The 12,225-nt window shown below is 65.8% G+C and carries 2 protein-coding genes and 1 pseudogene; all 3 read left to right on the top strand.

Annotated features, from left to right (window positions below; genetic code table 11):
- Positions 1-4: 4 nt before the first annotated feature.
- Positions 5-2,068: pseudogene (locus QM615_RS22395) on the top strand (non-ribosomal peptide synthetase); the annotation flags it as partial.
- A 90-nt stretch (positions 2,069-2,158) separates the two neighbouring features.
- On the top strand, positions 2,159-5,812 hold the full coding sequence (locus tag QM615_RS22390) for a non-ribosomal peptide synthetase (RefSeq protein WP_502941862.1): 3,654 nt from the start codon (positions 2,159-2,161) through the stop codon (positions 5,810-5,812).
- Positions 5,809-12,213, top strand: a complete 6,405-nt coding sequence (locus tag QM615_RS00240; RefSeq protein WP_188078608.1) for a non-ribosomal peptide synthetase — start codon at positions 5,809-5,811, stop codon at positions 12,211-12,213. Before QM615_RS22390 ends, QM615_RS00240 begins: the two co-directional genes overlap by 4 nt.
- Positions 12,214-12,225: the final 12 nt, after the last annotated feature.

Here is a 12,225-nt window from a genome sequence, read left to right as displayed (position 1 = left end):
CTCGATGTTCGGCGGCGAGCGCGCGCGACTGCGTCAGAACTGGCTCGGGCCTGTGACAGACCTCGAGTTCGTGGTCGAGGGCACCATCGACCGTGCGAACCCTCGAAGCTCGTGGCTGGCAATGGAGCTACGAGGTGCCGGCACAGAGACGGAGATCCGAGCCCATGCGCACGCGCTGGCGGTCTTTCTCGATGCCGCGACCACCGCACCGGATGCTCCGATCGACTCGTTGCCCCTCGCCTCCTCTCAGCAGCTGCAGACGCTCGTAACCGACGTCAACCAGACCGGTCACTGCCTCGCCGACCAGGACGTCGTGCAGATGTTCGAGGCGTGGGCGGAGCGGACAGGTGACGCGACCGCCGTCGTTGCCGGCCCAACCCGTCTGACCTACGCCGAGTTGAGCCACCGCTCGAGCCAACTCGCGCACTCGTTGGTGGCGGCGGGAGTCGGACCGGAAGCACGTGTGGCCATCGACATGACTCGGTCCGCCGAGATGGTCGTCTCCGTCATGGCCGTTCTCGCGGCAGGAGCAGCGTTCGTCCCCTTCGACCCGCAGTGGCCCCAGGCCCGCAGGGCTGCGGTGGCCCGTGACGCGAACATCGGCGTGGCATTGCGCGGCCCAGGAAGCTCGGAGTCGAACGAGGACACGGAGGTGCTCTCGATAGCGGTGGCCCTCGACCGATGGGAGCACGAGAGCCGACCGGTCACCCCGCCGTCGGGAGTGGTCCGTCACGGAGCCGGCCTGGCATACGTCATCTTCACCTCGGGCTCGACGGGTCGGCCGAAAGGTGCCATGATCCGGCACGAGGCCATCGCCAGCCGGATGAAGTGGCAGATCGAGCACATCCTGAAGGTGGGCCCGGGTGATGCCAGCCTCTTCAAAGCTCCACTCGCATTCGATATTTCGATCAACGAGCTACTGCTCCCGCTGTGCTCGGGAGGGACCGTCGTCGTAGCGGGACCCGGCGAGGATCGGGACCCGCAGCGATTGCTGGAGTTGATATCCCGTGAGCGAGTGACCTTCGTATATCTCGTCGCCTCCATGCTCGACGTTCTCCTCGAGACCAGCGCCGGGACCGACGCGATGGCTGGGGTTCGTCACGTCTGGTGCGGCGGCGAAGTTCTCACGCCGGAGTTGTTCTCGCGGTTCCGGTCTCGCATGACCGGGACCCTATATCACGGGTACGGGCCGGCCGAGGCGACGATCGGGGTCTCGCACGTGGTGTACGACGGGACCGGATCGGACCGAATCTCCACCTCGATCGGACAACCGAATCCGGGTTGCCGGTTGTATGTGCTCGACGACCGCCTGCGACCACTCCCCGTGGGCATGGGCGGCGAGCTCTACGCGGCAGGTGACCTGCTCGGGCGCGGCTACGTCGGCGCATCGGACATGACTGCCGCGAGATTCGTCGCAGACCCCTTCGCGCTCGAGGTCGGCGGCCGCGCCTATCGAACGGGTGACCGCGCTCGCTGGACGGAAGGTGGAACACTCGACTTCCTCGGCCGAGCGGACAACCAGGTCAAGATCCGCGGCATGCGGGTGGAACTCGAAGAGATCGAAGCCGCCGCAGCCACTCATCCCCAGGTTCGCGCTGCCGTCGTGCTCGTGCACGCAGCGGCAACACCCGTTCTGTGCGGCTACGTGGTCCCCACGGACGACGCGAACCCGAACTCGGACAACCTTTCTCGCAGTGTTCTCGCGCATCTGACGACGTTGCTGCCCCAGCACATGATTCCCGCGCATCTGATTGTGCTCGAGGCGTTTCCCACGACCGTCAACGGTAAGGTCGACCGCCGCGCCCTGCCCGTCCCGGATGTCGGAGGTGCGCCGGCGGGCCCGCTGACCGACGGTCAACGGCGATTGGCCGAACACATCGCGGCCTTGCTCGGTCGCGAAGCCGGCTCGCAGGCGCTCTTGGATTCCATCGGACCCGACAGCGGTTTCTTCGACCTCGGCGGAGATTCGCTGGCCGCGATGCGTCTGGTGACCCGGGTCAATCGGGATCTGAACCTACGGATATCGGTGCGAGCGGTGTTCGATCACCCGACGGTCGCGACTCTGTCTGCCTACATCGACGCAGCGGAACAGCCGCCGTGCGCCGACAGTGAAACGAATATCGACGAGACGGTCTACATCGATACGCGCACCCGGCCGATGAACGCCGGAGAGCGACGAATGTGGTTGGCGGACAGACTCAGTGGACACGGCGGAACCTACACGGTACCGCTGGTGTTCAGGGTCGCCGGTCCACTCGACCACTCCGCTCTCGAACAGGCACTCGCCGACGTCACCGCACGTCATCGATCTCTGCGGTCGTTGTACGTCGAGAACGACGGAGCACTGACGGTCGAGATCCTCGACCCGAGTGACGAACGCTCGGCCCCTGCCCTGCGACGTCACGCCCTGTCGTCCTCGAAGTTGGCGCAGGCGATCGAGCAGTTCCTGCAGGAACGATTCGATCCCTCGGAGTCGATAGCGCTGCGCGCCGGCGTGTTCGTTCACGACGACGAGCAGGACTGCACGACGCTCGTTCTCGCCGTGCATCACATCGCGACGGACGAATGGTCGGAACCGGCTCTGCTGCGCACCCTCTCGCGTGCCTACGCTGCGCGCGGTGCCGGCCGGACACCACTCGACCTGGGTACCGCGCCGCCCCCGACGGCGGTGTTCGAGGAGGATCATGAGTCCGAGATCGCCTCGTGGCGAGCACATCTGACTCCACTACCGCCGGTCCTGGACGTACCGGGCTGGCGCGCTGCCCGCCATACCGGCGCACGGACCGGGCGGACGATCAGACGCGTCGTTGCCGACGACGTCGCAGCGGCTGTGCGGTCCACGGCGCGCGAGTGCGGGGCGAGCATGTACATGGCCACTCAGGTTGCGACGGCGATCGCACTGCGCGCGTGCGGATCGGGTGAGCAGTTCCTCACGGCGTCGCCGATGTCGATCAGGTCCCCGCAAGCAGGCCGCGACGACGCGAGCGACGAAGTCGGTTTTCACCTGAACACCGTGCTGCTGCGAGCAGATCTACGCGGAAACCCCACGCTACGAGAAGTGTTCGCGCGTACCCGGGACCAGACGCTGCACGCGCTCGCGCATTCGAGGGCACCGTACGAGGAGGTCGTGGCCGCGGTGCCGGCGCTGCGCGAGCAGCCTCCGGTGCGCGTGATGGTGGTGCACCAACCACACCGGGACGGCGGGGGCACTCTGACTCTCGGCGACCTGGTCACCGAACGGCTGCCCGTCGACACCGGTACGGCCAAGTACGACGTGAGTATCACTCTGTACGAGAACGATTCGGCCGTCGGTCTTGCTGTCGAGTACGCAACCGACGTCGTCGACACCGACGCCGCCGACGCACTGATGCGGCGACTCGAAACGGTGTTGCAGCGTATGCCGGCCTCGCTGGACCTGCAGGTCGACGCGGTGGATCTGCTCGACGCCCAGGATCACACCACTCTGTCGCGACTCTCCGGCGCTCGACGTGACATCGAACCCGGCCTGACGCTCGACCGAATCATCACTCGCGCATCCGCGGTGGACGGCGCGGCGCTGATATTCGAAAATCGTCGCCGAGACCTGAGAACAGTCCTCGGCGAGGCGTCCGCATTGGCACGGTTGATCATCGACTCCGGTCATGGACCCGAGGACGTCGTGGCGGTCGCACTCGATCGGTCACCCGAGCTGATCGTCACGATCCTCGCCGTGACCTTCTCGGGAGCCGCCTACGTGCCACTCGATCCAGCACTGCCCCAAGCACGGCTTCGCTACCTGCTCGAAGACTCCGGTGCCGCCGCCATCGTCACCACCGCCGACATCGCTGCACGTTTCTCCGATTCGGATGTGCCCCTGATCGATCTCGCCGACCCAGCGGTGGCCACTCGGCTGGCCGAACTTCCTACGCATCCGGTCGTCGACAACGAACGCCGACGCCCACTGCGCGGTGATCATCCGGCGTACGTTCTCTACACCTCGGGTTCGACCGGACGACCGAAGGGCGTCGCGGTGTCCCATTCGGCCATCGTGAACCGCGTTCTTTGGGCCGCAGAACATCACGAGATCACCGATACGGACGTGTTCCTTCAGAAGACGCCCGCGTCGTTCGACGTCTCGGGCTGGGAGATCTTTCTGCCGTTCGTCACCGGAACGTCGGTCGTCGTGGTGGAAGACGGCGGCCACCGAGATCCACGGCGGCTGGCGGACCTCATCGCGACGCACGGAGTGAGCATCGTCCACTTCGTTCCCTCGATGCTCGGCGAATTCCTCACCACGGCGACGTCCGAACCTGCGAGCCCTGTCCTCGACGCCAGCGCGCTGCGGCTGATCGTCTGCAGCGGCGAGCCGTTGACTGCGCAGCATGCGCAGTCAACGGCCACGGTCTTCCCGCGGGCGACCCTGCTGAACCTGTACGGCCCCACCGAAGCGGCAATCGACGTGACCGCCGAGAACGTCTCGGCGCGCGGACCGGTCGCAGGGCTGTCCGTCGCGATCGGCACGCCGGTGTGGAACACCTACTGCCGCATACTCGATCACACGCTCGCCGAGGTGCTGCCCGGTGCCGAGGGAGATCTCTACCTCGGGGGAACGCAACTGGCCCGCGGGTACCACGACAAGGCCGCGCTGACCGCGAGCAGGTTCGTGGCCGACCCCCGGGCCGACGTCCCCGGTGCCCGCCTCTACCACTCCGGCGACCGTGCGCGGCAACGACGTGACGGCAGTATCGAGTATCTCGGCCGCACGGACGGCCAGATCAAGCTGGCCGGCCAACGTATCGAATTGGCCGAGGTGGAGGCCGCGCTTCGCGCCCATCCCGGCGTCCGGTCGAGCGCCGCGGCCCAACAGATCACGGCAGCCGGGCCGCGACTCGTCGGATACGTCGTCGCAGATGCCGGAACGGCTCTGCTCGAGAACGATATTCGCCTCACGGTCACCCGTATCCTCCCCGCGTCGTGGGTTCCGGCTCGTATCGCAATCCTGGACGAGATCCCGCTGACCTCGAGCGGAAAGCTCGACCGCAACGGCCTTCCCCCCATCGAATTCCATGTCTCGCCATCGAGTGATCGAGTACCGACAACCGACAGCGAGATCGCGATCCGTGCCTCCTTCGCCGAAGCCCTGGGACTCGAGGCCGACGACATGGGAATCGACGACGACTTCTTTCGAGTCGGCGGCGACAGCATCAGCGCAATTCGCACGGTCACCCTCGCGCGCAGACGCGGCTGGCGTATCACCGAGATGCAGATCTTCGATCTCCGCACGGTAGCCGCACTCGCCGAGGCCGCGGTGCACGACGCGGCGACGAAAGATGCCTCCCACGAGCATGTTTCGCGTGCCGATATCGCTGTGCCGCTGCCCGATCTCGCCAGGACCGCGGTGAAGTCGGGCCTGGACATCGACGACCGTATCGAGACGGTTCGGGTCGAGATCGACGTCCGCTCCGATCTGACCGCAGTAGACCTCGACAGGGAGGTGCGCCGGTCGACAACAACGCTGATGGAAACGTTCCCGGCGCTGCGCACCCGCATCGACCGCTCCCGGCGCAGGTTGTGGAGAGCCTTCGAGATGCATCCCGACGCGGTGAACCTCGAGACCGTCGTGCACGTTGCAGGTGAAGAGAATTCGGCGAGCGTCGCGAACGGGATCGATGTCGACACCGGCCCGTTGCTCCACATCCATGTCGAAAAACACGAGAGCGACGGATGGTCCGCCTTGCTGTCCGTGCATCACCTCGCGCTCTCGGACACTCTCACCGCGTCGACAGTGGCGGAACACTTTCTCGGCACCCTCGCATCAGGAGTTCACCGATGACGAACACCCACACGTCCGCACGTACCGGGCCGGCGTCGACTGCACAGCAGCGGATGCTGTTCCTCGATCAGATGGAAACGGACCGCCATGCGTACACCATGCCGGTCCACCTCGATCTGACGTCGGATCCGGATCTGGACGTCCTGGCCCATGCACTGGCAGATGTGGCAACACGCCATGCGTCGCTGCGCAGTGTGTACTCGAACGACGACGGCAGGGTGCTGCGCCACCTGAAACCCACTGCCGCAGTGGAGGTAGCGGACCGTCGAGGTGAGCCGTACAGCCCCCGCACATTCGACCTCGGCACCGAGATCCCCTTCGCTGCAGATCTCTACGACCGGTCTCGCTTGGTCCTGACCGTGCACCACATCGCCGCCGACGGCGGTTCGGTGCCGATCCTGTTGGAAGACATCCGGATCGCGTACGACGCGCGTGCGCGAGGCGAGGATCCGATCTGGCCGGCGTCGGCGGTGGACTACGCGCAGTATGCGGAGGACGAAGGCTCCATCGACGTCACGACAGATCGACCGTTCTGGACGTCCACTCTTGCACCGTACGTCGAGCCCGTCGCTCTCCCGCTGGATCACGCCCGCAGCGAAGTGCCGTCCACCGCGGGGCGGATCATCGAAACGGTGCTGCCCGCATTTCTCGCCGACGACATCGAGCAGTTCTGCACGACGAATCGCATCAGCCGACTGGTCTTTCTCCAGATCGTCACTGCTCTCGCACTGCGTGCCCACGGCAGCGGCGACCTGATTCCGATGGGCACGGCCGTCGATACTCGGCCACCGGACGCGCTGACCGATGCGGTGGGGCTCTATGTCAACACCATCGTGCTGCCCACCGACCTCAGCGGCGACCCCACCGTGACCGAATTGACTGCGCGGACCAGGACTTCGATGCTCGACTGTGTCGACCGTCGCGCCACCCCGTTCCACGAGGTCGTCGAGTGGCTCCGGCCCGCGAGGACGCCTGGAGTGCATCCACTGTTCCAGGTGATGATCGCCGAGGTGGACACGCGACCGAAACCGGTGTCGCTGGGGCCCGTAGACGGAGTCCTCCGCCCACCGGACGACGCGTCGGCAAAGTTCGATCTGATCGCCGCCATCGGTCCACGAGGCGAATCAGGTCGACTCGGATTCGACGTCCTCTACCGCCGGGAACTGTTCGAGGACCGAACTATTCGGACGATTCTGGACGACATGACACTGATCGCAGCTCAGGCGGTCGCAGATCCGAACCGGCGTATCTCCGAACTGGTCACCAGTCCGAACGACCCGGCCCCGCAACGGATCCCGATACCCGCTCGGCCGCGCCCCGGCCGGTGGTCACGCACACTCCCCCTGTCCGAGAGGCAGATCCGCCGTGCCCAGGCGACACTCATCGGCCTCCACCTTCGGCACGACATGCTTTCCCGCGGACCAGACACCGACGGTGACACGCCGGTGCGTACCTCTCTGACTGCAACGGAGATTCTCGAGCGGTCTCGGATCCACAGTGCAGAAACCGAATTCGGGGCTGTCGCGAACGGGGGTCTTCGGGCCGGTTGGACGGGCGAAGGTGCACTGCGAGTGGAGATGACGCACGCGGCGGTCGACGAGGAGTCGTGGCCGTCCGTTCTCGATGCGTTGACGAGTGATCGATCGGTAGTCGACGTGGCGGTCGGCTCCTCGGCACGATGGGCACGCCTCGATCAGGAACTGGCAGAAGACCTCTCGATCGTCGACCACGCCGAGACGTGGCTCGATGTCGTGGATGCGGCCGTGGATGTGATCGACCGGCGAGAAACAGCGTCGCCCCTCTTCTCCGTCCCGACAGGACCCACGATTGGTGGTGCCGAGAGTTCTGCACCACTGACCACGACCGAACTTCCCGGCGTCGTCGAGACTCGGACGGCTGTCCTCGAGTCGGTGCGCGAGGTGATCACGGAGGTCGCCGAACACGAGTCGATGGTGCTGTGGGTCGACGAATCCGACCGAGACCGAAACGTCGAACACGGTTCCCGAACAGTGGGTTGCCTGCGCCGCGGGCTACCCGTCGTGATCGACGCGGGCACCCTGCTCGGCGCAGATGCCGACCCCGAGCACGCCGCCTCCTTCGGAGTGGCCGCACACCTCAGCGCACACACCCCCGGCGTGTTCGACGACCTACCGACTGCCGATCTGCAGGTCCGCATCCACATTTCGAGTGCCGAAGGGCATCACCTCGTACAGAGTGACACCGAGCCCGCGATAAACGTCAGGTTCCTCCGAACCGACTCCGGATCGTGGTCGTGCGCATGTTCGGTGTCCGCACTCGCCGACATCGACGTCGCCCACGTCGCCAAGCGCCTGGCGACGGCTGTCGCGACCAGGGTGAACGCAGTGGGTTCCGGAGTCAATCAAGTGGTGGACAGCGCCTTCGCGGACGGCGTCGATCGCAGTACCGACATGGCCGGACTCGACCCGCGGGAGCGTCGATCAGTGGAGTCGATTCTCGGCCCGCTGCGAGCGATCTACCCGACGACGTCGTTGCAGGACGGGCTCCTCTTCCATCAGCAGCTGGATGGACAGGGCGAGGGGATCTACCTGTCGCAGACGGTGATGCGACTCTCCGGCTCGCTCGACACGGATCTGTTGCGACGTGCCGCGGACGCCGTGCTCGCCGCGCACCCGCAGGTCGGTGCGGGATATGTCCAGCTCGGTGAGCGCACCGTTGCCGCAGTGCCGCGGACGGTCCGGATGCCCTGGGCGACGACGGATCTGCGACATCTCGACGCCGATGCGGCTCAGGTGGAGCTGTCACGCTTCGAAAGGCGCGAGGCTGCACAGGGATTCGATCCTGTGCAGCCGCCGCTCGTCCGACTGGGCGTGGCGCTGCTCCCCGAGGGCCGGAGTGCACTGGTGTTCACCATCGAACATCTCGTTCTCGACGGGTGGTCCATCTGGAGATTCCTACGGGCCGTTCTCGACGAATACACCCGGCCCGGCCGTACCGAGTCGAGTCACCGTGCGTCGTACGACGACTACGTGATGTGGCTGAGAACTCGTGATCGCGATGCGGGCCTGCAGATATGGCGACGCCAGCTCGCAGGCACGCCGGGGCCGACTCTGCTCGCTCCCCGGCGCACCGCGGCATCGGTCGATCCGGCCGGCACGGCGGAGACGGTCTTCCATCTCGATCGCTCACTCACCCGAGAGGTGAAGGAACTCGCTGCGCAGACCGGCGTAACGACGAGCATCGTGTACGAACTTGCGTGGGCGCTGACTCTGCAGAAGTTCACCGGCCAGGACGATGTGGTGTTCGGCACCGTGGTGTCCGGTCGTCCGGCCGAGATCCCCGGTATCGACGAGCTTCTGGGGTTGCTGTTCAACACGGTCCCGCTGCGGGTGCGCATCGATCCTGCTCTCGCCGTTCGTGACCATCTGGCCCGTATTCAGGACGAGCGACGCCCGCTGCTGACCCATCCGTATCTCGCGCTGTCCGACCTGGAGGAGTGCGCCGGGCACCGTGGATTGTTCGATACGTTGTTCGTCTTCCAGAACATCCCGGTCGTCCCGCCCGACGAGCGTTTGGGTCCCGATGGCGCACTTCGGGTGATCGACCAGAAGCTCAGCGATGCAACGCATTACGCACTGACGGTGGTTGTCGCGCCGGTGGAGTCCGGTGCCCGGGTACGAATGATGCATCGACGGGACGCTCTCGACGATGCCCGGGCAGCAGCGATTGCCGACACCTATCGGGCGGCGTTGGCCGCGCTGACCGCGGCACCGGACGAGACGGCGGCGAGCATCGCTCTGCTCACCCCGCGCGAGCTCGCGTGGACGCAGCAACACTCGGGCAAACTCGGCTCGGCTGTACCCGAGCACACGGTGTGGGACCTGTTCGCTGCACGCGCTGCCGACCGACCGAACGACCTGGCACTGGTGGCCGGGGATGTTCGGTGGAGCTTTGCCGAACTGCATTCACGCGCACTGAATCTCGGTGCGCTGCTGCGATCGAACGGCGGCGTCGGGGAATCGCGGGTCATGCTCTTCCTCCCCCGCACCGAGCTCATGGTCGAGGCGCTGTTCGGTGTCTTCGCCGCAGGAGCTGCCTACGTTCCGGTCGATACCGAGATGCCCGCCGACCGCATCGAGTACATCGTGCGCGAATCGCGTCCGCACGTCGTTCTGACGACGCGCACGCTGGCGGAACAGCTGCAGAGCGTCACGACCGAACAGTCCGCTGCCGTCATCGAACTCGACGTCGACGGTGTCGGAAACGGACTGCCGGCACCCGGCGATGTCGCGCGGCGACTCGACCAGCTTGCCTACATCATCTACACGTCGGGATCGACCGGGCGTCCCAAAGGGGTTGCAGTCCCATACAGCGGGTTGACGAACATGTTCGTCAACCATCGCCAGGAAATTTTCGAGCCCGTCGTCGCCCGGGCCGGGCACAGACAGTTGGCGATCGCGCACACCACGTCGTTCTCGTTCGACGCATCGTGGGAGCAGTTGTTCTGGCTGTTGGAGGGCCACACGGTGCACGTGATCGACGAGCAGACGCGACGCGATCCGGCGATTCTCCTCGACTACTTCGATGCGGAGAGAATCGATGCCTTCGACGTCACACCGACCTACGGTGAACATCTCGTCGATGCCGGTCTGCTGGCCCGCCCGCGGTGCCTGAACACGTCCCTGCAGGACGACGACTCCGCGGGTCTGGTGTTCGTCTCGCTCGGCGGCGAAGCGGTGGGAGACCGTCTGTGGTCCGACCTACGAGACGCACCAGGAACGGGCGGGTACAACCTCTACGGGCCCACCGAGTACACGATCAACGCGCTCGGTGCCGACGTGCAGGACCGATCGACGCCGACACTGGGTCGGCCCATTCTGAACACCACCGTGCATGTGCTCGACACCGCATTGCGACTGTCGGCACCCGGCGTCATCGGCGAGCTCTACCTGTCGGGCGCAGGCCTCGCGCGTGGATACGACGGACGGCCCGGGTTGACTGCGGAACGTTTCGTGGCAAACCCGTTCACGGACAACGGTTCTCGAATGTATCGAACCGGTGACCTGGTATCGCGCGACGCGGACGGGTTGATCTCCTATCACGGCCGCGCCGACAATCAGGTGAAGATCAGGGGCCATCGCGTCGAGACCGGGGAGATACAGGACGCGCTGCAGCGGCTCCCTGGCATCGTGCGCGCCGCGGTGACCGTGTTCGAGCGGGCAGGCGGTACGGAACTGGCCGCGTACGTCCTCGTCGACGGCCCGGAAGCGTCGGACATCACCGCGTCATCGGTCAAAGACGCTCTACGGGAACTGATTCCGAGCTACATGATCCCGGCATCGGTGCAGGTGGTCGACAGGCTGCCGCTGACGGTCAACGGCAAGCTCGACGTCGCGGCGCTGCCTGCACCCTCCGAAAGTGCCGAGCCGGTGGACCGTCCGCGAGGCGATGTCGAATCGTTGATCGCCGATGCGGTCCACGACGTGTTGGGCGTGGCCGAAATCGGCAGAGACGACGACTTCTTCGCGTTGGGTGGGCATTCACTGGCTGCTGTCCGGTTGGCGTCTCGTCTGCGCGCGGTGGATCTCGAGCTCGGTGTGCGTGACATCTACGCGCGACCGACAGTCGCGGGTCTGGCACGTGCGGTCATCGACGGTGGCGGAGACGGCATGCTCGCACCGGTGGTGGAGTTGCGTCGAGCCGGCGATCCCGCTGTGTTCTGTCTGCAGCCTGCCGGAGGTCTCAGTTGGTCCTACATCGGAGCCTTGCGGTTCCTCGATCCCTCGATATCGGTATACGCCATCCAGGACCCGGCGCTGCAAAGCGGCGACGACGCGATCGAGTTGACGTCGATCGAGGCCTTGGTCGACGACCATGTCGAGCGGATCCGAGCCGTCCGACCACACGGTCCGTACCACCTGCTCGGATGGTCTTTCGGCGGGCAGCTCGCACACGCGATCGCCGCGCGTCTGCACGAGCGGGGCGAAGAAGTGGCGTCGCTGGTCTTGCTCGATTCCTACGCAGACGTCGCCGGCGCAGACACGGCCGAACGTGAGGATCTGTCTGAGATTGGCATAGAGGAGGCGCAGAACAATTTTCGGCGTCACATGCAGACGGATCCGCTGCTGTCGAGCTTCGCTTCCGAGGTACAGGACCGGTTGGTGCGCACCCTCGGTCGGCACCTCGCTCTGTCGATACCGCCGACGTTCGGCCGCCACGCGGGCGATGCGCTGCTGATCGGAGCTTCTCGTGGAACGCCCCTGGAGATGCAGCGTCGCCGAGACCGCCAGTGGCAGGACAGAATCACCGGGACCGTCCACGTGCACTCCGTCGACCTCGAGCATGCACAGCTAGGTCAGGCGCACAACTGGTCGGTGTTCGGGCAACGAGTGGCCGACTACATCTGGGCTCGCATCGAATGACGTACCCCCACC

The organism is Rhodococcus sp. IEGM 1341 (assembly GCF_030056895.1).
Classification (GTDB): Bacteria; Actinomycetota; Actinomycetes; order Mycobacteriales; family Mycobacteriaceae; genus Rhodococcoides.
Note: the sequence above shows the minus strand (reverse complement) of the source record. Positions and strands in the feature narration are given on the sequence as shown.